25 protein-coding genes and 2 pseudogenes are annotated in these 23,455 nt (G+C 61.7%); 13 read left to right on the top strand and 14 right to left on the bottom strand.

Features of this window, described 5'->3' with window-relative positions; all coding sequences use genetic code 11:
- Positions 1–63 precede the first annotated feature (63 nt).
- Positions 64–1,452 (top strand): aspartate aminotransferase family protein, encoded by a 1,389-nt coding sequence (locus GR328_RS12150; RefSeq protein ID WP_160884790.1) that lies wholly within the window; start codon positions 64–66, stop codon positions 1,450–1,452.
- Between the two features lie 159 nt (positions 1,453–1,611).
- Here the strand turns inward: GR328_RS12150 and GR328_RS12145 are convergent, their stop codons facing one another.
- Positions 1,612–1,755, bottom strand: coding sequence for a hypothetical protein (locus tag GR328_RS12145; RefSeq protein WP_160884789.1), 144 nt, complete (start codon positions 1,753–1,755; stop codon positions 1,612–1,614).
- Positions 1,756–2,582: 827 nt separating this feature from the next.
- Between GR328_RS12145 and GR328_RS12140 the strand changes: the two genes are divergently transcribed.
- From GR328_RS12140 to GR328_RS12130, 3 genes are all read left to right on the top strand, one after another.
- Positions 2,583–3,809 (top strand): multidrug effflux MFS transporter, encoded by a 1,227-nt coding sequence (locus GR328_RS12140; protein ID WP_160884788.1) that lies wholly within the window; start codon positions 2,583–2,585, stop codon positions 3,807–3,809.
- Between the two features lie 142 nt (positions 3,810–3,951).
- Positions 3,952–4,815: an aldo/keto reductase gene (locus GR328_RS12135; RefSeq protein WP_160884872.1), complete on the top strand. Its 864-nt coding sequence runs from the start codon at positions 3,952–3,954 to the stop codon at positions 4,813–4,815.
- Positions 4,815–5,501, top strand: a complete 687-nt coding sequence (locus GR328_RS12130) for a DUF6064 family protein (RefSeq protein ID WP_160884787.1) — start codon at positions 4,815–4,817, stop codon at positions 5,499–5,501. The genes GR328_RS12135 and GR328_RS12130 overlap by 1 nt, the downstream gene beginning before the upstream one ends.
- A 561-nt stretch (positions 5,502–6,062) precedes the next feature.
- Here GR328_RS12130 and GR328_RS12125 read toward each other — a convergent pair.
- The 3 genes and pseudogenes from GR328_RS12125 to GR328_RS28550 all read right to left on the bottom strand — a co-directional run.
- Positions 6,063–6,281, bottom strand: a pseudogene (locus GR328_RS12125) (DUF2188 domain-containing protein); the annotation flags it as partial.
- A 106-nt stretch (positions 6,282–6,387) separates the two neighbouring features.
- Positions 6,388–6,606, bottom strand: a complete 219-nt coding sequence (locus tag GR328_RS27320) for a hypothetical protein (RefSeq protein ID WP_246215833.1) — start codon at positions 6,604–6,606, stop codon at positions 6,388–6,390.
- Between the two features lie 224 nt (positions 6,607–6,830).
- Positions 6,831–6,881: pseudogene (locus GR328_RS28550) on the bottom strand (hypothetical protein); the annotation flags it as partial.
- 352 nt (positions 6,882–7,233) lie between these two features.
- Between GR328_RS28550 and GR328_RS12115 the strand changes: the two are divergent.
- The 4 genes from GR328_RS12115 (at position 7,234) to GR328_RS12105 (ending at position 10,385) form a co-directional block, all read left to right on the top strand.
- Positions 7,234–7,470 carry a hypothetical protein gene (locus GR328_RS12115; RefSeq protein WP_160884785.1) on the top strand — a complete coding sequence of 79 codons (237 nt, stop codon included), beginning with the start codon at positions 7,234–7,236 and terminating at the stop codon, positions 7,468–7,470.
- Positions 7,471–7,782: 312 nt separating this feature from the next.
- A complete protein-coding gene (locus tag GR328_RS28005) occupies positions 7,783–7,914 on the top strand; it encodes a hypothetical protein (protein ID WP_281351948.1) in 132 nt (43 codons plus the stop codon).
- 805 nt (positions 7,915–8,719) lie between these two features.
- Positions 8,720–9,832 (top strand): alpha/beta fold hydrolase, encoded by a 1,113-nt coding sequence (locus GR328_RS12110; protein ID WP_160884784.1) that lies wholly within the window; start codon positions 8,720–8,722, stop codon positions 9,830–9,832.
- A 214-nt stretch (positions 9,833–10,046) separates the two neighbouring features.
- Positions 10,047–10,385, top strand: a complete 339-nt coding sequence (locus tag GR328_RS12105) for a hypothetical protein (RefSeq protein WP_246215832.1) — start codon at positions 10,047–10,049, stop codon at positions 10,383–10,385.
- 177 nt (positions 10,386–10,562) lie between these two features.
- Here GR328_RS12105 and trhA read toward each other — a convergent pair whose 3' ends face one another.
- The 3 genes from trhA to GR328_RS28230 all read right to left on the bottom strand — a co-directional run bounded on the left by trhA (position 10,563) and on the right by GR328_RS28230 (position 12,745).
- Positions 10,563–11,189 carry a PAQR family membrane homeostasis protein TrhA gene (gene trhA, locus GR328_RS12100; RefSeq protein ID WP_160884783.1) on the bottom strand — a complete coding sequence of 209 codons (627 nt, stop codon included), beginning with the start codon at positions 11,187–11,189 and terminating at the stop codon, positions 10,563–10,565.
- Between the two features lie 378 nt (positions 11,190–11,567).
- Positions 11,568–12,152, bottom strand: a complete 585-nt coding sequence (locus GR328_RS28235) for an ATP-binding protein (RefSeq protein ID WP_160884782.1) — start codon at positions 12,150–12,152, stop codon at positions 11,568–11,570.
- A 110-nt stretch (positions 12,153–12,262) separates the two neighbouring features.
- Positions 12,263–12,745, bottom strand: coding sequence for a GAF domain-containing protein (locus GR328_RS28230; RefSeq protein WP_343039368.1), 483 nt, complete (start codon positions 12,743–12,745; stop codon positions 12,263–12,265).
- Between the two features lie 219 nt (positions 12,746–12,964).
- Between GR328_RS28230 and GR328_RS27310 the strand changes: the two genes are divergently transcribed.
- The 3 genes from GR328_RS27310 to GR328_RS12080 are packed head-to-tail and all read left to right on the top strand — an operon-like array spanning position 12,965 to position 13,824.
- On the top strand, positions 12,965–13,162 hold the full coding sequence (locus GR328_RS27310) for a hypothetical protein (protein ID WP_246215831.1): 198 nt from the start codon (positions 12,965–12,967) through the stop codon (positions 13,160–13,162).
- On the top strand, positions 13,143–13,541 hold the full coding sequence (locus tag GR328_RS12085) for a response regulator (protein ID WP_246215830.1): 399 nt from the start codon (positions 13,143–13,145) through the stop codon (positions 13,539–13,541). The genes GR328_RS27310 and GR328_RS12085 overlap by 20 nt, the downstream gene beginning before the upstream one ends.
- A gap of 1 nt (position 13,542) precedes the next feature.
- On the top strand, positions 13,543–13,824 hold the full coding sequence (locus GR328_RS12080; RefSeq protein ID WP_343039367.1) for a hypothetical protein: 282 nt from the start codon (positions 13,543–13,545) through the stop codon (positions 13,822–13,824).
- 458 nt (positions 13,825–14,282) lie between these two features.
- On the opposite strand, the gene GR328_RS12075 is transcribed toward GR328_RS12080, so the two are convergent.
- The 5 genes from GR328_RS12075 to GR328_RS12055 all read right to left on the bottom strand — a co-directional run bounded on the left by GR328_RS12075 (position 14,283) and on the right by GR328_RS12055 (position 16,046).
- Entirely contained in the window at positions 14,283–14,483 is a 201-nt protein-coding gene (locus GR328_RS12075) for a hypothetical protein (RefSeq protein WP_160884781.1), read from the bottom strand.
- A 67-nt stretch (positions 14,484–14,550) separates the two neighbouring features.
- Positions 14,551–14,898, bottom strand: coding sequence for a DUF6481 family protein (locus tag GR328_RS12070; RefSeq protein ID WP_205789934.1), 348 nt, complete (start codon positions 14,896–14,898; stop codon positions 14,551–14,553).
- Positions 14,899–14,949: 51 nt separating this feature from the next.
- Complete coding sequence (locus GR328_RS12065; RefSeq protein ID WP_160884780.1) at positions 14,950–15,150, bottom strand: hypothetical protein; 201 nt, start codon at positions 15,148–15,150, stop codon at positions 14,950–14,952.
- 107 nt (positions 15,151–15,257) lie between these two features.
- The gene (locus GR328_RS12060; protein ID WP_160884779.1) at positions 15,258–15,467 is read right to left on the bottom strand and encodes a cold-shock protein; all 210 of its coding nucleotides are present in this window, start codon (positions 15,465–15,467) and stop codon (positions 15,258–15,260) included.
- 369 nt (positions 15,468–15,836) lie between these two features.
- Positions 15,837–16,046 carry a cold-shock protein gene (locus GR328_RS12055; protein WP_160884778.1) on the bottom strand — a complete coding sequence of 70 codons (210 nt, stop codon included), beginning with the start codon at positions 16,044–16,046 and terminating at the stop codon, positions 15,837–15,839.
- A 327-nt stretch (positions 16,047–16,373) separates the two neighbouring features.
- On the opposite strand from GR328_RS12055, the gene GR328_RS12050 reads away from it, so the two are divergent.
- Both GR328_RS12050 and GR328_RS12045 read left to right on the top strand, forming a co-directional pair.
- Positions 16,374–16,793 carry a CopG family transcriptional regulator gene (locus tag GR328_RS12050; RefSeq protein WP_160884777.1) on the top strand — a complete coding sequence of 140 codons (420 nt, stop codon included), beginning with the start codon at positions 16,374–16,376 and terminating at the stop codon, positions 16,791–16,793.
- A 97-nt stretch (positions 16,794–16,890) separates the two neighbouring features.
- Positions 16,891–18,159 (top strand): extracellular catalytic domain type 1 short-chain-length polyhydroxyalkanoate depolymerase, encoded by a 1,269-nt coding sequence (locus GR328_RS12045; protein ID WP_425487032.1) that lies wholly within the window; start codon positions 16,891–16,893, stop codon positions 18,157–18,159.
- A 396-nt stretch (positions 18,160–18,555) separates the two neighbouring features.
- Here the strand turns inward: GR328_RS12045 and GR328_RS12040 are convergent, their stop codons facing one another.
- A complete protein-coding gene (locus GR328_RS12040) occupies positions 18,556–21,009 on the bottom strand; it encodes an AI-2E family transporter (protein ID WP_160884776.1) in 2,454 nt (817 codons plus the stop codon).
- Positions 21,010–21,533: 524 nt separating this feature from the next.
- Positions 21,534–23,423: a CocE/NonD family hydrolase gene (locus GR328_RS12035; protein ID WP_205789933.1), complete on the bottom strand. Its 1,890-nt coding sequence runs from the start codon at positions 23,421–23,423 to the stop codon at positions 21,534–21,536.
- Between the last annotated feature and the right edge of the window lie 32 nt (positions 23,424–23,455).

Here is a 23,455-nt window from a genome sequence, read left to right as displayed (position 1 = left end):
AGCTAAGGACTCGGTGTACATCTCCGGCCAACGCGACCCAACAGAACGAAAGGACAAAGGATCATGCGCGGACTCCCCAATTCAATTCAGGCACGTGATGTAGAATACGTGCTTCATCCCGTCACCAATGCCAGGAAGCACGAGGAGATCGGGCCTATCGTGATCGATCGGGGCGAAGGGATCTACGTCTACGACGATCAGGGAAACCGCTATATCGAGGCATTGGCCGGCCTATGGAGTGTGGCTGTGGGCTTCGGAGAGAAGCGCCTGGTTGAGGCTGCCACGCGGCAGATGGCGAAGCTGCCCTACTATCATACCTTCTCCCACAAGACGAACGAGCCTTCGGTTCTGCTGGCCGAGCGTCTGGTGAAGATGGCGCCGGATCGTCTCAAACGCGCCTTCTTCGCGAACTCGGGATCCGAGGCGAATGACAGTGTGATCAAGATGGTGTGGTACTACAACAATGCGCGGGGACTGCGACAGAAGAAGAAGTTCATCGCCCGCACCAACGCGTATCATGGGATCACTCTCGCCTCAGGCAGCCTGACGGGTCTTCCTGCCAACCAACGGGATTTCGATCTGCCCTTCGTCCCCGTGCGACACGTCACCTGCCCGCATCACTACCGTTTCGCGGAACCGGGAGAGAGCGAGGAAGCCTTTGCCGACCGTCTTGCCGCCGAGCTCGAAGCTGTCATTCTGGAAGAGGGCCCTGAGACGGTAGCTGCATTCATCGGTGAGCCGCTGATGGGTGCGGGCGGTGTCCTGCCACCTCCTGCGACCTATTGGAACAAGATCCAGGCCGTCTGCCGCAAGTACGACGTTCTGATCGTTGCTGACGAAGTGATCAACGGCTTCGGTCGCCTCGGGACGATGTTCGCCTGCGACTATTATGGAATCGATCCCGACATTTTGGTGCTGTCGAAGCAGATCACGTCTTCCTATCAGCCTCTGGCGGCTGTGATGATCAGCCAGGAGCTCTATGACGGCATTGCCGACAACTCCGCCAAGATCGGCACGTTCGGCCATGGCTTCACAACATCCGGCCACCCAGTTCCTGCGGCGGTTGCGCTCGAGAACCTCGATATCATCGAAGAGAAGAACCTGGTCGAGAATGCACGGCGCATGGGCGAGGTGATGCAGGCCGAGCTCCGCAAGTTGGCGGATCACCCGCTGGTGGGCGAAGTTCGCGGCATTGGGCTGATTGCAGGCGTGGAGTTGGTTGCTGACAAGGAAACGAAGGCGAAGTTCGACCCCGTCGGAAAAATTGGGGCACAGGTTTTCGCGCGTGCCCATGAAAACGGATTGATCATCCGCGCCATCGGGGACGTCATCGCATTCTGCCCTCCTCTGATCATCAATGAGGAGCAGATTCACGACATGGTGAGACGCTTCAAGCTCACGCTCGATGAAACGGCTCAGGAGCTGCTGAACAGGGATGTGGCTTCCTTGTGACCGCAGGGCGGACCGCTTGTTATGTCCCGCCGATGAGAGGCTTACGGAAGGGGAGTAGAATTCATCTTCCGTAAACCGTCCGCTCGCTGGGGAGCTCGGATGGGCTTCGTTGAAATTTCCGACTTCGGACAGAAAGATCCCAGAGCAGTTCGTATCGGCTCATGCGGCAAGCAGTTGAAAACGCTCGCTGAGCGATAGTTGCCGATTGCGGGCGTGGTTCTCCTGCTGCTTGCGCATCATGTGCACCATCTCGAATTGACCAAGAATCGTGAGAGCGTTGGGATTAGACTTGAGTCCGAGCATTGCCATATCCGTTGCTTAGTGGCCCTGTGATCCTGCTCAATCGGACTATTGTGGGGCATGAATAGGCACGACACCCTCGCCCACCTGTCAGCAGCTGAAGGATCGGCTGCCATCAACAGACCGGGATAGGGATGCCTGGAGCACGGAAGGTGGCCAGGCCGAAAGTGCCTGTGAGCTGGGAGCTCGTGCTCTTATCTGGCCGCCCCTTCAGGCACGGGTGGTCGTCTCCAATCCCAACCTGGTGCGGGCAGCCGCCTGGGCCTAGGTGGTGGCCCGAGCCCTGGCGCAGGTGGCGGTGCTGGTTGGGGTTGCGGAGCCCTCCGCGCGGACATGGCGGGCACGAATAACGCCGGTGCCGGCGGCTTGTACCCGCGTGATCGGTGGGGCCATCGACAGAACCCCGGGAACTGAACAGCCGTGTAGGGAACAGCTATCAGCCCACCCGACGACGAGAGCGCACCATGAAGTGCTTCAAATCGGCCGGTCAAGCGCAACGCTGCCTCTCGGTTCATGGCCAAATCGCAAGCCACTTCCGCTGTCTTGCAAACTCCAATGCCGCTGATCATCGCCGTGTCCGCGCTCGGGCCATTCGGAGCCGGGCCGAGGCGCCCGGCACTGTGACTGTCGCCTGAACCAGCCTCAAGCCAGGATCGATATATCCTTCTCCGACAACGTGACGGCGCCGTAGCGGGGAATTGTTACAGACGCTGCTCCAGTTCGCACCCCCGTTTCACACTTGTGTCAGAGCTTGTGCTACAGAGAGAGGCCTCAAGACGGCTTCGCGCTCCGTCCCGTTCGCCACCGTCGCCTTAGACAATACGGATACCATGACCCACACCAGCGCCGCAGCGCGCCAGCCTGCCGCCAAACCCTCCTTCATCGCGTTGCTTATCGCCGCCTCGGCCGTGAGCCCGCTCGGTATCAATATGTACCTGCCCTCCATGCCGGGCATGGCGCGGGCCTTCGGGGTCGACTTCGCGACCATTCAGCTGACCCTTTCCCTCTATCTCGCGGCCATGGCGATCGGGCAGTTGATTATCGGCCCGCTTTCTGACCGCTTCGGCCGACGGCCCATGCTCCTGGCCGGGCTTCTTGTCTTCGTGTTCGGCTCGTTCGTCTGCCTGACCGCGCAGAATGTCGGGATGCTGATCATCGGCCGTATCGTGCAGGCCATCGGCGGCTGTGCCGGGATCACCCTGAGCCGTGCCATCGTCCGGGACCTTTACGGGCGCAATCAGGTGGCCAGCATGATCGGCTATGTGACCATGGGCATGGCGGTTGCGCCCATGATTGCGCCGACCATCGGCGGTGTGCTCGAGACGCTTTACGGATGGCGCGCGTCATTCGTTTTCCTGATGGTCTTTGGCAGCCTGATTCTGGTCGTCGCCTACTGGCAGCTGCGCGAGACCAACCACAATCGTGATGCGGCGGGCTCCGTCCGGCACCTCATGCACAGCTACCTGACCCTGTTCGGCTCGCGTCTGTTCTGGGGCTACACGCTGTCCGCCAGCTTCGTTTCGGCCGTGTTCTTTGCCTTTGTGGCAGGCGCGCCCTACGTGATGATCGAATTGATGGGCCGCAGCCCGGCAGAGTACGGCTTTTACTTCGCCATCGTGCCGAGCGGTTACATCCTGGGTAATTTTGCCTCGGGCCGCTTCGCGGGCAGGATCGGACCGAACCGGATGATCTTGGCCGGTACGCTCGTGACCCTGGCCAGTGTCGCCAGTATGGCAGTCACATTCGCCCTGGGATTCCTGCACCCGGTGGCTCTGTTCGCGCCGATGTTCTTCATTGGTCTGGGGAATGGACTGGTTCTGCCGAGCGGCATCGCCGGCGCGGTCAGCGTGAAGCCGGAGGTGGCAGGCGCGGCGGCTGGCCTGTCGGGCAGCCTCCAGATTGGGTTTGGTGCGCTTGTCGCTCCCGTTGTGGGTGCTACCCTTGGCGCCACCGTCTGGCCGCTGATCACGATCATGGTGGTCTGTGCGTTGTTCGCACTCGCCTCGTTCGGACTGGTTGCCGAGCGGCGCAGAGCAAGTTCAGCGGCCGGTCCGTGACAGGGCTTGGCAAAACGTCCAAGGCGCGAGGGAGACTGATGCGGCAACCACAGGCAACCAATCGGGGGAACTTTCGATGAAGCAGTCACAGCCCCTCAGCCGCCGCAATGTTCTCTTTTCTTTAGCGGCGACCAGTGCCGCGATGATGTGGTCCCTGGCAGGCGACGCACAGCCGGGTCCGGGTCTCACCAGGCCAATACCCTCGACCGGAGAGGCGCTGCCCCTGGTCGGGCTCGGCACCTGGATCACGTTCAATGTCGGTCGCGACATCGAAGCGCGGGATAGCTCTGCCGAGGTCATGCGGGCGTTCTTCGAGGCCGGCGGGCGCCTGATCGACTCCTCACCCATGTACGGTTCGTCGCAGGAGGTGATCGGCTATGGCCTGCAAAAGCTCGGTCGTCATCCTCGCCTGTTCTCGGCCGACAAGGTCTGGACCTCGTCAGGCTCGGACGGTCCAAGCCAGATTGAGGAGTCTCGCCGTCGCTGGAGGGTTCCACGCTTCGACTTGCTGCAGGTCCACAATCTGCTGTCCTGGGAGGTGCATCTCGGGACCCTCCTGGCCATGAAGGCGGCCGGTGAGGTGCGCTATGTCGGGATCACCACCTCGGAGGGTCGCCGGCACCGCGAGTTCGAGCGCGTGATGCGCCAGCACCCGCTCGACTTCATTCAGGTCACCTACAACATTCTCGATCGAGAGGTGGAAGATCGTATCCTGCCCCTGGCGGCCGAGCGAGGAATCGGGGTCATCGTCAACCGGCCGTTCCGGCAGGGTGCGCTGATCGATCGCTTGGAGCGCCACCCGCTCCCGCCTTGGGCACCCGAGATCGGCGCGAGAAGCTGGGCGCAGTTCATCCTGAAGTTCATCCTGTCTCACCCAGCCGTGACCTGTGCCATTCCGGCGACGACGCGGGTGGATCACGTGCGCGAGAACGTGGCGGCCGCCGCCGGACCATTGCCGGATCCAACGATGCGGGCCCGCATGACCGCCTATGTCGAGGGCCTCTGATGGGGGACTGGCTGTCCTACACTCCATCGGATTTCCTGCTGTTCTCGGCCCGCACCTATTATCGTCTCTTCGAGCTCTACAACCGGGCGATCTGGCCAGCGCAAATCCTGGCGCTTCTGTCCGGTCTCGTTGTCCTGTGGCGGCTGCATCGGCCTGGCGCCTGGCAAGGTGCGGTGGTCGCGACGATCCTTGCGGCCGGCTGGCTTTGGACAGCATGGGCCTACCTTGTGGAGCATTTCGACACGATCAACTGGGCGGCGCGGTATTTCGCCGTCGCCTTCGTCGTTGAGGCGCTGCTGCTGACCTGGGCAGGCGTCGTTCGAGACCGGCTCGCATTCCAGCCGGACAGCCATTGGACCGGCCGGACCGGAATGGGGCTGGTTCTGTTCGCGCTGGTGGTGCATCCGTTGATTGGTCCGCTTGTTGGTCGCAGCTGGACGCAGGCCGAGATCTTTGGCGTCACGCCTGATCCCACCGCACTTGCCACGCTCGGCGTCCTGCTCACCGTGGACAAGCGGCCGAGATCGAGCCTCATGATCATTCCGCTGATCTGGTGTGCGATCAGCGGAGCAACCCTTTGGACCATGGCTCCACCGGATTTCTGGGTCATGCCTGTGGCCACTCTTGGGGCTCTTGGATTGGCCGTTTACCGGGTGTCCTCTGCGCGGGGGCAGGGGACAGGCTGAACCCCGCTCAAGCCGGTAAGGGGAGGGTGACGAAGCAATGTGCACCGTGAGGGGTCGCCAGCCCGATGGATGCAGCTCTCGTGGACGGCTCCCATGCAGAGCGTCTATGCATGATCGGCATCAAGCGAGGTCATCCCGTGCGTTGGGCGGCGGCCGCAGATGATCAGCGGTCGAGAGCCGCAAGGGCAAGCCATGGCAGCAGCATGTTGATCACCTGCGAGCCGAAGGCCTGCAACAGCGCTCCGGCCGCGAGCGAGCAGGCCAAGCCGTGTCGAAGATGGTCATGTCGTTGGTGGTTCCGCCCGGCCCTTCTCGCTGGCGCTACAGGTCGAGGTCAGCAGTTTCGTCGACGGCACGCACATCAACGGGGCGGTTCAGCTCGACTGCAAGAAGGCGCGGGGCATGTAGACCGAGCGTGGCGCCGCAATCAATGAGGTGAGCACCCTGACCGGCCGGTTCGCCACCCTTATGCGCTCCGTCGGCCTCGGCAACGACGGGCCCGTGGTGCTCACCCATCGGGGCCGGAGCCTGGAGCCGCTGCCCGCCTCCAGGCTCCGGCTCGGGCCGGTCTTTCCCCTGAGAGACTTCCTCGTGCCAGTTGCCCGCCTCATCTTGGTACTCGATGTCTTCAGTTTCGCCGGGCCGTCTCTGTTCGCCGGCAGCCCGTTCGGCAGCCCGGCGGGCTTCATCGCGGCTGGCATAGCGTTCTGAGAACACGTCTCCGACCCTGTAGGCCCACCCGCCATCGTGCTCCACGACTTCATAGTGGACTTTGTCCATCTCTGTCCTCCGATAGAACGCTTTCGAGCTGTGCAGGTATTTGATGAGGGCGTTTCGCCTTCAAGTCCCGGTAGCTGCTAGTACGCCGACATACGTGGGAGCTCCTTCATCTCGTGTGGTGCTCCGGGCTCCAGAGAAAAACCTCCTCGCCCTTGTGATCCATGATCCGTAGGGCATCGGGCTTTTGCGGCATGTTCAATGTGTCAAAGAGCGATTGTGCCCTGACCTTGGCATCGTCCAGCTCGAACGTGTCATGTTCCACGCGATCCAGGATGGCATGTGCACCGTCTGTTTTGCGAACCCGAAAGAACTCGATGATGAACATTGTACGAATCCTGCCCTTCTGAATGAATCTGTAGGCCAAGAGGCACGCTGGGAAAGATGATCGCTTCCACTTGCCTTCGTAGCGGAATTCCGGAGCTGTGCCCGATTGCCGTTCATGACCGCCTGCCACTTATGATCAGTTTCCACGTAGCGAATCGAGACCGCGGATGGATCCACGGCCACGTAACGTGGGCCGCTCCCCAGGACATCCCCGACCGACAAGACGATCCCCATGATCTCGCCGCCCTCGAATACGATGTCTTCGATCTTGCCCATGCCCTCGCCACTGCCGGTTTGAACGTTCAACCCGATCAGCCGTGAACTCAGGATGGCATTGTTGCCAATCGTGATGAACTGAGGCGCACCGGATGCGGGCGGCGTGCTCTGGGCGTGAGCCGCGCCGGTTAGGTAGAGTGTGGCGACAAGGAGAGGTGCACAGACGAGCATGGACGGCCTTTCTCTGATCCGAGCTCGGGGTGAACTCTCGGCCACGATAGTGGCTAATTGAGGAGGGCTCCCAAAGTTGCCTCAAACCGACGTCCGGAGGGCTTAAGATCACAGGTGGCGCCCCTATATGTACTTTATCTGGGGCTTGGAGCCGTCGATACGCTCCCTGAGGAGTTCTCCCATGCGGGTTACGACAGTTGCGGCCCTGATTGCCGTATTGGCGCTGACGTCGGCGGCCGCCGCCCAGGGCAAAATCGCACCTGATGCGCCGAGTCCGAAAGCCTCGCTACTGCAATCGTATTCGGCCGATGAGGCTGCGGCACTTGCGGCCAAGGTGCGGCAGAAGGCCGAAATCGTGGAGCGCACCCGGGATCGCAAGATGAGAGAGATCTCAAAGGGTATCTGCACCGGGTGCTGATACTAGACACTTACTTCCAAGCAGAAGCGACTCGGCAGCGCGGTCCGAGAGAAAGCGGCGATTCACTCCGCTGACATCAAAATGCCTGCTGTCTGGCATATCCATTCTTCATGGGCGAAGTGCTGAAGCACTCAAGCAAGCGTGACGATCTCGAGGAGTGGGATGATGAGGGTGGTGCGGCTTGCTCACTCGGACGTCTTTGACTCCAGGGCAATCCGCCAGGCGGGACAATGCCGGTGCTGTCAGGCGACTATAGCCTCAGGAAGCGAGTCACTCATGAGCAGAAGCCATAACAGCCTAGCCAGGAGAATCATGAGCTCGGTCTGGAAAGCTGTGAAGCTGCTTGAAGATCGCCCCGCACCGCCGAAGGTAAAGCTCGACGGGCGGCGCGGCTATGGCGATCGCGATATTCCGTCACCGGACCAAAACCCCGCTGGGGAATGATCTGAAGCCAGTCCCGCTCCACATAGGACGGTAGGCCAGGGTGTCGTTGTCACGGATGGGTATTTTGCTGCTGGTCTGTGGTCCTAGATGCCAGCGGCTGAGAGATATCCTGCGCTCCCGCCGTCTGCCGCGGAGCGCAGCATGCCCAGCAATCCTTTTCCCTTTTCGCCGAGAGCCTGCGCTTGACTTGGTCATGGCTGGTCATCAGCCTGGGCGTCCAGGATCATCTGAGGCGGTATCTGCGCCGAGCTGATGAGGCAAAGGATCCTTGGTCTGTCCCAGAAGAGTTGTGAGTTCATGGAGAATTAGCTCGATTGAATATTTGCCGGCCGACATAAGGAGAAACAGTTCGAGTTCCAGGGCGGAGTTCGCAGTGCGCCCCGGCTTGCGGCGTTCGATCTCTCGCGGACAGAAAGCCCCGATCAAGCTGATGATCCCGTACAGGGCACACGGCTGAAGAACTCGAGCACGACCATTCCTGCTAGCCGCATGCTGCGGGCCCAGAGGGCCGCGTCAGTGAAAAGCGGATCCGGTTTTTCGCACGATGCGCTCTTCAAAGAGTGGCGCATCGGATTGGATCCCCAAAGTGCGTCCAGGCTCAGGTCTGATGCTCTCGGTCCGGTCCTGAAGTCGAAATTTCATGTAAAGCCTTCAGCTCTCCGGTCTCGTCAGGGAAAAATCGCTGCGGATGGGGCTCCTCAGCATGACCAAGCGCCGCCTGACAGCGGCAATCGGCCTTGTGCGATGCAGCAACCCGCTGGGATCTCCGGCGTTGTCCGCTTTGGGATCTGAACGGAGAAGCTGCATGCGCGACCCGGCAAGCGAGGCCACCTTGAAGTCACTCCCCGGAGGCGGAGTCGTGGGAACCGGCAGCGTCAAGCCGGGTCATCCTGACAGGGTGGATCACGACCAAAATTCTATTCAGCCTTGGGAAACTGACAGACCTGACCGCTCCGGGGCGCGTCAATGGCTCGTGCCCGCTGTTGCCGGCACGGCCGCGGGCCTCGCTGCCGCGGCTCTATATAACCGCAAGCAAGCCCAGGAGGCAGAGCGCCGGTATCCGCCTGTCGGCCGCTTCCTCGACGTGGATGGCGTGCGTCTGCACTACATGGAGCGAGGCCAAGGCGAGTCCCTGGTGCTGATCCACGGCAACGGCACCATGATCCAGGACTTCACCGTCAGCGGCCTCGTGGACCGGCTGGCGGACCGCTACCGCGTGATCGTCATCGACCGTCCTGGCTATGGCTACAGTGCGAGGCCGCGTCACCTTTGGACCCCACGGGCTCATGCCCGGCTGTTCCGGAATGCCTTGACGCAACTGCGGGTCGAGAGGGCCCTGGTGTATGGGCACTCCTGGGGCACTCTGGTGGCCGTGGCTCTCACCCTCGAGGCTCCATCGCTTGTGCGCGGCCTCGTCCTTGGTTCAGGATACTACTATCCGACTCTGCGGGCGGACACGTTCCTGCTCTCGCCGCCGGCCATTCCCCTGGTCGGGGATATCATGCGCCACACTGTCTCCCCGCTGGTAGCGAGGGCAATTCTCCCTGGCATGATCAAACACATGTTCCAACCCGCCCCGGTACCGGAGCGCTTCGAGCGCGAGTTCCCGAAGGCGCTGATGCTGCGGCCTTTGCAGCTTCGCGCGTCGGCTGAGGATGCCGCACTCATGACGCCTTCTGTGATGGATCTGGAGCAGCATTATCGAGACTTGGCGGTGCCCGTCACCCTTATCACGGGCGCCGATGATAAGGTCTCCGACGTGGACCGCCAGTCCGCACGGCTGCATCGGGAGCTGCCGCACAGCGCGTTCATTGCTCTCCCGGGCCTCGGCCACATGATTCATCACTTGGCCCCGGACGCCGTCGCAGACGCGATAGATGGCACAGCGCAGCGATCCAGCCGGATGTGGGCATTCTGATCAGAATGAACCGTTACCGCCCGCGGAGCCTGGTGTGGCGGGTTGCGCCGTCTCGTCGGTTCAAGGGATGTGCCCTCTTCCACGGCCGCCGGAAACGATCCTCCGAGGCTGAGGTAGAGAGCGGGATCGTTGATCGAAATGTTTGCGGACAGGGCAGAAGCGGCGTGATCCTTCGGATTTGCCGCAGCGCATCGGCGGATCTGCGGGCTGCCCTGTGACCGATGTCCTGTTCACGGACATTGATCCGGGTGGGCGGGATGGCTGCGAGCTTGCTCATGGAGCGCTCAAAGCCCTGCCGACCTTCCGGTTGTTCATGCCTCGGGACCCTCGCGAAGGTCTCACGGTGATCGCATACCAGTCGGAGCGCACTTCCTCTGATGTTCAAGTGCCTGCCGAGGTCGAAGCGTGTCGCCCGTCGGGCCTGGCGGCCCTCAAGGAGCGATCGCGGTCTCTTGAGCCCCTGACCTTCGATACGGAGTCGCTGGCGATTTCGAAGGCAGACACCCGGGCTGAGAATATGCCGATCCGGATGGTGGTCATGGGCGAAGCTTAACTCCAACACGAGAAAGGCGACAAGCCGAACCGACTCGTGTGCCTCCTCAGAGAGAAGGGCAAGGTCGTACTCACTTTCTTCACCGAGCAATAAGAGTAGACGTACGCTTTCCCAGGGCTGCGCAGTGCCTGGTAGGAGCCCATGAGGAGATTGGCCCGCGCTCGGGGATGCGGCACGTCAGGCCCGTGCAAGCACCAGGCAGTCAAGCACGGCGCCATAGTGGCAGCCGGCCGCGACAAGGACGAAGCTGTGCCAGATTGCATTTTGAAAGCGCAGGCTCTCGTAAAGATGAAATACCACGCCGGTCGTGTAGAGAATGCCCCCGGCGGCAAGAAGCCAAAGCGTGGAGGTAGGAAGAGTGCCGAATACAGATTCGTAAGCCATGACGCCACTCCAACTCAGGAGCAGGTACAGCAGGATCGAAAGGCGGTCGAAACGGCCGGGGAAGCGGAGCTTGAGTGCGATCCCGACAACGGAGGTGAGCCACACACCGACTAGCAGCACCAGGGACTCGGCGCTTGCCTTCATCTGAGTGATGAATGGTGTGTAGGTTCCAGCAATCAGGAGGTAAATGGCCGAATGGTCGAACCGCCGCAGCATCCATTTGATGGGCGAGACCGGCCAAAGGTTATAGAGCGCCGAAACGGTCAGCACCGCCAGAAGACCGATGCCATAGATGAGAAGGGATGTGAACTCCCACGCCCCGACGGCGGGAGCCGCCACAACGAGCAGTGCAGCGACAGAGACAACCCCGGCTGTCACGCCGACAACATGCACGATGCCATCGGCGATGATCTCCTTCATGTCATAGTCCCATTTCAAAGTCGCTACCTCCGGGATAATCTGTGCCAAATAGGCCGGCAGATCATGCGGTGTGAATTCGACCGGTCTCGTCTGGATGTTATTGGACCTGAATTATTGTAGTGTCGGCGGGCTTGAGTGCCAGGGTCTGCGACAGCCCTGCCGCTCGGCCTTCTCCCGAGCCACCTGCGTCACCTGTGAGTGCTATAGCCATATGAGCTGCGTCAGCGTCTGGCACTCCTGAGCCGTAAGCTTGGGGGCAGTGATCACCCGGTATTCAGACCTTTTTCAAGACCGGAGAATTTCGCGGCCTGACGCATTGCATTGCCGACCTTCTCCTACTGCGCCGATCATGGCTAGGCCGCGACAATCTCAGGTGGCTCAGGCGAGCGGCATGAGGAAGGTGAAATGGGTCGCTTCCTGATCTGAGCACACATTGAGCGAACCGCCGTGAGCGCGGGCAATCCCACGGGCAATGTAGAGGCCCAAGCCGAGGCCTTGCTGGCTCGGGCGCGCCGCCACACGAAAGAAGGGCTGAAACAGGCGCTCCAAGGTGGATCGGGGGATCGGCTCACCCTGGTTGGGGACCGAGAGCTCGAAGCTGCCGTCCAGGGTGGAGGCTCCTGCCAGGATAGGCTCTTCACTCGCGCCATGGGTGAGGGCATTGGCCACCAGGTTCGAGAGCAGTTGTGCCATGCGGGCCCGGTCACAGTTTACAGTCTTGGTGACGGCCAACTGCGTTTCGATTCGCCGCTCGGGCCATGCCGCCCGCAACTCGTCGACGACCTGCTCAAGCACCTTTCCCAGTGATACGTGTGCGTTCCGCTCCAGGGTCAGGCCACCTCCGAGGCGGCCATGAGCGAAATCGAGCACATTGTCGATCAGCTCGGCCATACGTCCCACGCTGCTCTGAACGAGTCCAACAACCGTCATCCCCTTAGGGCTGAGCGGTTCCTCCAGGAGCATCTTTGCTCCCGCCTCGATTCGAGGTGAGGGGATTTCGCAGATCGTGCCCTAGCACCGCAATGAACTGCTCCCGCAACTCGGAGGTCTTGCGCTCGTCAAGAAGGCTCGTTTCACTGACCGTCAGACGTTCGACGGCGTTCAGGTGAAAGCCGATCAGTTCGGCGAACCGCTTGACCATGCCGATGGTCCTCAGGATTGTTCAGCTGCGCCGGGCGGGGATCGATGGCACAGAGGGTGTCCCAGAAGGACCCATCCGCGAGAACCATCGGCATCAAGATGTAGCTCTGGAAGCCGTACATCGCTGGAGTGTGATGGCGGCAATAGGTTTCATCCTCGGCCACATGGTCGATCACCACCTCTTTCCCGGCCTGCCGGATCTCGTGACAGATTGTGGCTTCGACCTTGAGTTCGCCGCCGGGCTGAAGGCCGAACTGGATGTCGTCGCGTACCGCGCAGGCGATCCAGCGGTCCTCGGTCACCCGTGCCACGGCCGCAAAGCCCATCCAGATGGTGCGGCAGGCAATCTCCAGAATCGTCGGCACGGCTGGGATGCAGTCGATGGCGGCAAGATCCGCCTTGAGGTCGGTGGGCACGTCTGAAGAGTTCCCTTGGTCTCGGAACACCTTAACCGGTATGGGTCATCGTGTCCTTCAGGAGCAAACCAAGCGCGGGGCTGGCGCTGAGTCTGCAACCTTTCTGCCGCTACGCTGAAACCTGTCGCCGGATCGGCGGTTCCCCTCACTAGCCTGTGATAATCGCAGACGGTCCGCGCTGCCGCAATGAGCCCGCACCGGTGCCCAAGGAGAGCATCAATGCCCCACGACGCCTCAGGCGACGTGCGCTTGCCGCATGTCAACGACCTTCATCCGGATGTCGCCACCTTCATGATCGCACGGGCCTTCGCCGAGACCTACTGTGACGTGCTCGATGCGCCGATCCCGGACCCGCTTGTAGCCATTCTCCGGCGGATGGAACTCAGGGAGGCTGATCATGAACGCTCTACAGCCTGAACCGCACCTGGCACTGATCGTCGAGGACGATCCCGATGTCCGGGCGCTTGCCGCCGTCCTGCTGGAGGAAACTCCCCTTGACGTGGTGGAGGTGGACAGTGCGGAAGCCGCCCTCGACTGCCTTCAGGAGCGCGGAGGCGAGGTGGCGATGATGTTCGCCGATGTGCGCCTTCCGGGAGAGATGGACGGGGTGCAGCTCGCCAAGGCCGCGTGCAAGCTCTGGCCGACGATCCGCATCGTACTCACGTCTGGAGATCCCGGCATCCGGCTGGACGATCTGCCGGAGTGCGTCACCTTCATGCCCAAGCCCTGGCGTGGCCTCGACATCCTGGTTCATGCCGAGAAGGCCATCCATGACCCGCAACCCCCAGTGACGTGACATGGGACAGGACATCGCCAGTGATCCACCTGTTGTCCTTCTGGTGGAAGGCAAGCTGCTGGTGCAGATGACGGCCGCCGATGAGCTGGAGGAAGCAGGCTTCCAGGTGCTGGAGGCTCGCTCTGACGAGCTCCATGTACTGTCCACGTCCGCTGGCCGCATGTGCGGCTGCTGGTCGCCTCAGGCGACGCGCGGCCTGGGCCTCATGACATCCCGGATGACGGTCGCTTCATGCCGAAGCCCTACCGCGCTGCGACTCTCGTCAGGCAGATCCATGAATTGATGGGGCAGGGGGCGGCGAGAGGGCTAGGGACCTCGTCCGCTCGTGCAGGTGATGCCTCAACGGGGGTGCGCCCTTTCAGGCCTCAAACGTCCCCTGGAACGCAGCCTTGATCTCGGATCCGGGTTGAACTCCGTACCCTGCCCAACGACCGGCATCTGAGCGAGCCTGCTTCGCGAGCAGTCGCGCCGATATTCTGGCTTGCTGTGAATACTTTCTCCCGCAGGCTCTGGCGCAACGAGGTGACGCTCGCGCGCTCGAAGGCCCAGTCGAAGTCCGAGAGGCCGTCGAGCGGCACATGCGGCCACGCAGGGTGGCCTGTCGGCGTGATGATCATAAATCGTCGTAACGTCTTCCTGCCGACGCGGGCGGTGCAGGGGCCTCATCGCCCCGACGAAGCAGTGCGACGGGATCGTAGACCTGCGATCCGCGAAAGAAGGTTTATGCGCTGGTCAAATGGTTCACGTCTGCGCCTTGATCTCGCTCTCGCGCACAGCACGCTCCCCGAAGCCGGACGATTTGATGCGGTATGAAACCTCGCCGGTCTGATCGGCCGGCATGAGCCGAACGATCTCGTAAACACCCGTGGAATTCGTCTGCATGTCACGAAAGCCGGGCTGCTTGAGCCGCACCATCTGTCGAACTTTGAACTTGTGGGACATCAGCCAATCTCCTTGCGCTGAGTGAATGGATCGAATCCGATTGTCGAGACGCGACAGGGGCCGGGCCCTACTTTCGCGCTTTGCGAGCCGCGTAACGGGCATCACGGGCGGCCTTGCGCTCCGCCTCTAGCTTGGCATCGCTTGCTTTTTTCTCGGCAGCCGCGCGCTTTTCCTGCTCGGCGTGTTCCACCGCAATCGCTTCACGCTCCGTTGCGATGCGTGCGTTCTCCGCGAGACGATCAGCCTCCCGTTTCGCAATGCGAGCATCCCGCGCAGCACTCACGGCTTCCCGAGCGGCCCGCCGCTCTGCAACGGCGGGATCGTCGGGGCGTGGCCGCTGACGGAACTTGTCTGCCATCGCTTGCTTCGCATTCCTGGCGGCACTCAGCCGTTCGCCAAAATCTTTCTGCTTCATCCCACTCACTGACCTCAACATAGCCATCGTGCCCCTTCTTGCGCCGGTGACTTACCGGATACGCCGGATGCTGGTAATCGTGCCTTCAGGCAGGGTTCCTTGCTCTTGCTGAGCTCGTGCAATCAAGCCGATCGTCCGAGTGTCACCTGCCTTCGCAGGATCGTCGACCCACAAATAGGCTCGACGAGCATCGTCATAATCCACCACGAACATGACTGATTTAGCAGCAGGGGCTTTTCGAAACGTGTTCATCAATTCCTCACTCGTCCGACTATCGCGTGACGGACGCTCGCAATCAAAAAGCCGCCCCACCTGGGAGCGGCTTCGTAAGGGCGCTTATGGGATGGGCCGGGCCATCCTTAAGCCTTTTGGATGTTGTTGACGGCGATCTTGCCAGAACGGCGGTCTTCGGCCGTGTCGAAGAAGACCTTCTGGCCCTCGAAGAGGCCGCGCATGCCGGCGCGCTCGAGGGCGGTGGCGTGGACAAACACGTCCTTGCTGCCATCATCCGGCTGAATGAAGCCGAAGCCCTTCATGTCGTTGTAGAACTTTACTGTGCCCATGATCATTGGAGTAACCTTTCGCAATTGCTGCAGATGCACGTGAGGGAAGGCGCGCAAATGCGCGACCTCAACCCGGTTCGTCGATATTTGGGAAAGAGTGTCTGAACGTGCGCCTGGCTGAGCCAAAAGCGAAACGGCCCGATTGTCCGGCCAAATCCGATAATGAAGATATGGGAAGCGTTTGGATTTTTACAAGTGGTTAACTTCGTAATTTCTCTTGAAGCAGATAGCGTACCCGCTCTCGCCTGCTTTCGACTTCTTGCATGCCCCTTCGGTATTCTTTTGCTTGGCTTGATGCGCCGAGATGGCTCATGCGCCAAAGCATAGAGGCCGCCCCACGTCGGAGCGGCCTCTATTGATGATCAGACAGGTTGCTTAGACCGTCTTCAGGTTTCCAGCCGATTCCTTGCCAGTGCGGCGGTCAGCCTCAACGTCATAGGAGACCTTCTGACCTTCGACCAGGCCACGCAGGCCTGCGCGCTCAAGCGCCGTTGCATGGACGAACACGTCCTTGCCGCCGTTGTCGGGCTGAATGAAACCATAACCCTTTGTTTCGTTGTACCACTTCACCGTGCCAGTCGCCATGGTGCACTCCTTTCGCTGCTGGTGACAAAGGTGAGCCAAGACGCATCAGCGCCTGGCTCAGAGAGTATCGATCTTCGGAAGGTCGTCCGTGCGCGTGCACGGCGAAGCGCAGCAGCTCAGGCGTCGGCCAAGTCTCGATCGAGGCATCGTAAAGATGCTACGCGACCATTGCAAGGCAGGCCGAACCTCCCGGATATCCCCGAGTGATTGCCCCAGTGTCGCGGAACATGAAGGGCGGCTGAGTGAGCGAAAGTCTGGCGTCAAACCTTGAACTGAGAGCAATGACCCTCCATGTACCATCCAACTGGATGGTACATGGAGGTGAGCATGACGAGCAATGTACACGAGCTTAGGCCCAAAGCCGCCGACAGCGAGAAGATCACGATCAATCTTGGCTATGTGGATCTGGGCCACATTGATCTCCTCGTGCAGGAGGGCTTCTATTCCAATCGGACTGACTTCATTCGAACAGCCATTCGCAATCAGCTTGACCGGCACAACGAGGCTGTCAGGAAATCGGTCGCCCGACATCAGCTTGAACTGGGCCTGCGTCATTACACCCGAGAGGATCTTGAGGCCGTACAAGCAGCCGGCGAAGTGTTGCATATCCAGGTGCTCGGTCTCGCCAGCATCGCTAGCGATGTCACGCCCGAGCTGGCGCGGCAGACGATCGCTTCGCTCCACGTCCTTGGCGCCTTGCACGCCCCTCCGGCCGTCAAAGAGGTGCTGAAGGAGCGCATTCGCTGACCTCTGGGCACACGCCCGCCCCACCGTCTTTAGAGCCCGCCCAACCCTTCCTCACAGGAGGGGCAGGCCCCACCTGCCCCACAACAGGATCGAAATCGTGAACACAGAATCGAACAGAGCCATGGACGAGGCAACCCGCCTCACCCGCGAGGGCCGGCTTACTGAGGCCATGTCAGTCCTGCAGGGAGCGCTTTCGCGGGCCCATCCGTCAGCTCCCTCACCCCATCCCAGCGGAGATGCCGGCCAGCCTCCACGAGGGCGGCCGCCACGGATCATCGAGATGGTGGCGCCATCCTCAAAGGGAGGAGCCTGGACCTCGCACACATTCGACGCCCGAAACCGTGCTCCAGACCCCTCCGGGGGTTCGGCCGGAACCGCGGGCCAGCATCCGGTGCCGGAAGCGTTGCGCGGCCTCCTCGACCGCATGGGTGAACCAGGCTCCAGGCTCGGTCTCGACGGTCTCATCGGACCTGTTGCAGCCCGTGCACCGGCCCCGCTGCCGGAGGGCGCACGATTCGAGGGGCGGTCGTTTGCCAACGAGGCGGGAAGCCGCGCTTACAAGGTTTACATCCCGAGCGGCTATACGGGTGAGCCTGTGCCGCTCATGGTGATGCTGCATGGCTGCACGCAATCGCCCGACGATTTTGCTGCGGGGACGCGGATGAACGAACTGGCTGAGGAGCAGACGTTTCTCGTCGCTTATCCGGCGCAGGCCCAGTCTGCCAACATGTCCAAGTGCTGGAACTGGTTCAACGCAGCCGATCAGCAGCGAGGTCGGGGTGAGCCATCGCTGATCGCCGGCATCACCCGTCAGATCATGCACGACTTCTCGGTCGTGCCGGGACGGATCTATGTGGCCGGGCTGTCGGCCGGCGGGGCGGCGGCGGCAATCATGGGTGCTGCGTACCCCGATCTCTATGCAGCCGTAGGAGTCCATTCGGGCTTGGCGTGCGGGGCTGCCCGTGACGTGGCCTCGGCGTTTGCCGCCATGCGCCAGGGTAGCGTGTCCCATCACAGCGGGGCCGGTCAGCCCGTACCGACCATCGTATTCCATGGCGATCGCGATACGACGGTCAATCCCATCAACGGCGAACAGGTCATGGCACAGTCGAAGGCCGGCTCGGATTTGCGCACAAAGGCCAGCCGTGGACAGGCTCCAGGTGGGATTCATTACACCAAAACGGTCGCGTTTGATGGCAGCGGACACCCGATGTTCGAGCATTGGGTTCTTCACGGGGCGGGCCATGCCTGGTCCGGGGGAAGTCCAAATGGCTCCTATACGGAGCCACGAGGGCCCGATGCCAGCCGCGAGATGATGCGCTTCTTCCTCGAGCATGCAAAACCGGCAAACGAACCCCGCGTGTAAATACGCGAGCCCGCCGGTCCTCATCGTGGCCTGGCAGGCGAGAATTGGATGATGCCACTACGATGCGCTCTTCAAAGAGGAGAGCATCGGATGTGTCACAAAAGTGCAAGTCCGCTTTTCACGTCCGATGCTCTAGATTCCGTGTATCGAGTAGTGCTCCTCTCTCGAGTGCGCGGCATTCCAGAGTTTTCCAGGGTGGAATGTCGGCTTGTGGCAGGTGGCAAACGAAAGCCGCACTTCGGGAGGCATAGGGTAAGCTGACCTTCATGAGGCTGCGCCCAACGACTCAGCTCGACCCTGAAAAGACCTTCCCCTGCCAAGCTTCCGGATCGTGATCTGTCGACTTCGATCGCGGCATGATCCGGGGTACGTCACAGGGGCCACGTCGCCGATGTCTCATCGGGATTTGTTGATCCCGGTCTCCTTGGACGAGGGGCTCCCGCGAAGGATGTTCGGGAAATCGGCTTTGCCTTCCATAGACCGACTTTCGATTTGAGCCATCAGCTCGTCAGCCATCTCCTGGAGGCGCCGACGGCTCGGCTCCTGGAACTCGCGCGGCTTGGTGTCGATCACAGAGAGGGAACCGACGACCAGGCCGGAGGAGGTCCGCAGCGGTGCTCCGGCATAGAAGCGGATGCCGTTTTCCAAAACGAGAGGATCGTCGGCGAAGCGCGGATCCTCGGAGACGTCCTCCGATACCAGTACCGCATTCGCCGCGATGACGTATGCATCGAGCGTTTCTTCATGGAGAGCTCGGCCGGCTACTTGGGGTTCCTGTGCCGAGCCTGTCATGTCGGGCAGGGCCCGATGCGCTTCGTCCACAAAGGACACGAGGGCGATCGGGACATCGAACGCCTGTGCGACTTTCCTCGACGTCTCCTCAAACTGGCGGCTCTTCGCTGAGGCCAAACCGAGGTCGTGCAGCGCTGCAAGCTGCTCCTGTTCCATATCGGGAAGGACCGGAGAGGTCCAAGCGGGCGATGTCGGGCGGGTCATCCACGCATCCACCTGATCGACATAGGCTTCCAGGGTCGTGAATACCGCATCGGCCGCCATCTGCTTCGCGGGATCCTCGGTCTGGCCCGTGGCGAGTGCCGGATTCCAGCAGCAGACGACGAGCTTGATGTGGGGTGCCCGGCGGCGGAGACGCCGGCAGATGTAGCGGGCATAGACCTGCGGCTGCGGGTGAAGGTAGGACAGGCTGACGACTTCTATGCCCTTGAGGTCGAGCTGTCCGAGGGCCCCTTGGCTGACGGCGATCGGTGGCAGTACCCGGGCGCCGATGCCGCGCTCCTCGAGCACCTGCGCCATCATCTCGGCCGCGGCGCGATCAAGTTCAGTGCGGCCCGCCAGACAGAGGACGGATGGCGGCCGCGCCTCTCCGGCCGAAGGTCGATCGCCTTCTCCCGCATCCTTGCTTGCTTCGACGCCGTCAGCGGCCTTCTCCCCGACATGGTCCTCAACCTCCCGCACGACGCAAACCGCCATATCGGCCACTTGCCGCCGGTAGTTGGTATCGGTGGTGCTGCGCTGGCGGTCGTTCTCGGCCAAGCGGAGTGCCGGGATAGCCACGTTGTCGTAGAACTCGCGCGAGGAGCACTCATCGACGTATTCCTCGGCGATCTCCACCGCCTCTTCCAGGTTGCCGGCGAGCAGACGCTGGTAGAACCGCTCTTCCGGCGCGAGCACCGGATCGCTGCCGAGTAGGACGCCCAGGAACTCGAGCTGCGGCACGTAGCGGCCGATCACCACGAGGCAGACGGTCAGCGGCGTCGCCAGGAACAGCCCGACCGGCCCCCATAGGCTGGTCCAGAAGATGGCAGCCATGATGATGGCCAGCGACGACAGGCCGGTGCTGGAGCCGTAGAGCCATGGTTCGATCACGTTGTTGCTGACGAGCTCGGCCACAAGGAACAGTCCCACCACCCAGAACAGCATCGTCCAGCCGGGATCGACCGCGATGGCGAGCGCGATGGGAAAGAGGGCGGCCAGGAAGGGGCCGAGATAGGGAATGAACCGCAGCACGGCCGCCAGCAGCCCCCATAGCACCGCATTGGGCACACCGATGAAGTAGAGGGCGACGCCGATCGGAATGCCGTAGGTCAGATTCACCACGAGCTGCATCAGCAGATAGCGGCTGACGCGGGCGGCGGCATCGTTGATGGCCTGGGTGCTCTTCTGGAGATCGCCCGCGCCGGCGAGCTTGATGAAGCGGTCGCGCAGGTCCTCGCGCTCGAGCAGCACGAAGATGACGAAGATCACGACGAGGCCCGCCGTCGCGAGCGGCGCAAGCAGCGGGCCGATGACGGTCCGGATGATCTCGAGAGGTCTGGCCTGCGGCGCCTCGAGACGCACCGTGACCGGCTCCTGCGGCGCTGATTCCGTCCCAGGGCCAGGCTTCGGCTGCACGGGTTTGGTCTTATCTCCCGAGATCTCCTTCCCGAGATCCTCGATGGTGGTTGTGACCTTCTCGACGACGCCGCCCCCGGGTGCGGATTGCTGCAACGAGCGGATCTTCTGAGTGATGGTGGTCTGATAGGCTGGAAGATTGTTCGCGAGCTGGATGAGTTGACGCCCGACCACGAAGGCGATGCCCGCGATCAGGATGAAGGCAAGGGTCACGGCGACGATCACGGCGGCGATGCGAGGCAGCCGGAACCGCCGGAGCCAGTTCACCAGCGGCGTCAATGCGAAGCTCAGAAGGACGGCCAGGGCGAAGGGAATGAAGATATCCTGACCGAAGTACAGCGCCCCGATCGCCAGCACGATGCCGCCGGCGGTCAGGATCGGGGAGCTGGCCGGTGGCGCGGCGGGAGGAAGATGGGGGGACGGCGGGGCCTGATCGGCCATGGGTTGGTGCCTTCAGCTACGGTTAGCAGGACAACCCGGCACAGGGCTGTTGGATCCGTGCCCCGGAGAGCGTGCGCTGAGACCGGACCCGTTGGCGTCACTATCCTCAGTCAACGTGACATCTCCGTATCAGCGCATGCACTGCAGGATGACCTCAACGGCAAAGCGGCAGCGCTTGAATATCGACAACAGAATGGCTCCTGGGATAATCGCCCCTCGTTGTACGGCCAAGGCTGATGCAACGGAGCATTGAGCATCGACAGCAGCGGAACGGTGACGCTCTCACCGTCCGGGAACGACGTGCTGTACGTCTCCGCAGCAATCTACGGGTTCATCATGGAAACGCGCGTGCCATCCGGGAGCATTGAAGAGAAGAACGAGTAAGTTAGGGCAGAGACGGTCCGCATCGTTTGCGAACGAGCATAACCCGTGGTTCGAATTCGCTCGCGGTGGCTTTCCTGCGTCAACAGTTTCCCTCGGCGGCAGGTTGTGGCAAGGCCCCGCCAAGGCGGGGCCAGAGGTATTCAACGAGCGGCTGCGGCCCTCGGTTGAACCGGATTCGGAATGACGGGCAGGATGATCCGTGAAGGATGATCCGCGTCGTGCAGGATCGTCTGATCCGCGACCTTGAAGGTTGTCCCCTGGCCAAACTCAGCACCCGTGTTCGGATTGCGATCATAGTGCGGGAAGTTCGAGCTGGAGATCTCAAGTCCGATGCGGTGACCCGGCAGGAACAGGTTCGACGTGGGCCAGAGGTCGATCTTGTACTCATAGACCTTTCCCGGCTCGATGGGGGTCCGCTTCTCAAGCGTTTCCCGTGAACTGGCGCGGATGATCCCGTTGCCAAGATTGTAGACCTTGCCGTCCGGGTGGACATCGACGAGTTTGGCGGTGAAATCCGTGTCCGGAGTCGAGGACCGTGCATAGAGGATCACCTGGACCGGTCCGGTCACCTCCATGCTCTGCTCGAGGGGCGGGGTCATGTAGACCAGGACGTCCGCCCGATCCTCGATCTTGGCCTGATCATAGGGTCCGACCGGTGCCACATCCGGGGTGCAGCACGAATGCCCACCCGCGCTTGGGACAGGATTGGCGGGGTCGTAGCGGTACTTGTCGGGCGCCTGATTGGCCTCCTGCTTCTCAAGAGTGAGTGACCCGTTGCCGTAGCGGGTGTTGGCCTGCCCCATACTGTGCAGGTAGTACGGCGTGAATGTGGTCTCTGGCAGCGGCCAATTGTCGGCCTTGCGCCAAGTGTTGGCGCCCATGACAAACACCCGGACCGGCTTTTCGGTATCGACGCCGTTGGCCTGCCCCTTGAGCCAATAGTCGAACCAACGCAGATGCAGCTGGTCGATGGGGTTCGCCGCCTCGGGGCCGAAGTCGATCTCACCTACCTTCTGCGCCCAGGGCAGGTGGATCCACGGGCCGATGACCAGATGTTGGCCCTTGCGGGCTGCCTCCGAGCCGCCTTTCTCGCGCATGCCCATGAAGTTTTCTGTGCCACCCTTCATGAACACGTCGTACCAGCCCGCGAAGTTCAGAGCCGGTACCTGGATGTCCTGATACTTGGTTCGAATGCTCCACTGCTTCCAGTAATCGTCCCATGTGTCATGCGTGACCCAGTCTGCGTAATAAGGCGCGATCCGCTGATCGTTCTGGGAGTTCGGCAGATAGTCGCTGATCGGCACGTGCTTATACAGGGCAGGCAGGTCGGAGGCTGCCTTTTGGATATCGTCGAGAAGCTGCTGATCGCCCTGCCGACGGACCCCGGACATGGCTATTGAGGTCAGCGGCCACGACTGCTTGAACGCAAGCGAGAAGGCACCGCCCTCGTATGACCAGCCGTCATAATAGTCCGACGAGGTGTGGGCTGGCGCGATCGCCACCAGATGCGGCGGCTTCTCTGCCGCCGCGAGCCACTGCGTCGCTCCGACATAGGAGAAGCCGTACATGCCGACCTTGCCATTCGATCCGGGTAACCGGGCGGCCCACTCCACCGTATCGTACCCGTCCTTGCCCTCATCCCGGAACGGGTAGAACTCGCCTTGCGACTTGTACTGTCCGCGCACGTCCTGGATCACCACGATATAGCAGTGGGAGGCGTACTCCTCCGGTTTGGCATAGACGTAGGTCTGCGCCGCATCTTTGTTGTAGGGGAGGCGCATCAGGAGAACCGGATAGCTCCCGGATTCCTGGGGGCGGTACACATCCGCCATCAGCACGGTGCCGTCCCGCATCTTGGCAGCGACGTCGGTTTCCTTCCTGACCGAGCATGGCCCCCTGTCAAGAGCTGCCCACGCCGGGGACAACGACGCAATGACCGCAGCTGCGGCAAAAACAGAGGTGTAGGTTGCGTAACGACGAGCCTTGGCTCTGTTGGGCGTCCGTGCCTTCCGTCCATCAATCAAGGACATGGGCGCTCGTATCCTGGATAGCCTCTTCATTG

The sequence above is a fragment of the Microvirga makkahensis genome (assembly GCF_009830105.1).
Lineage (GTDB): Bacteria > Pseudomonadota > Alphaproteobacteria > Rhizobiales > Beijerinckiaceae > Microvirga > Microvirga makkahensis.
The sequence above is the reverse complement of the archived record's forward strand: the minus strand, read 5'-3'. Positions and strand labels throughout refer to the sequence as shown.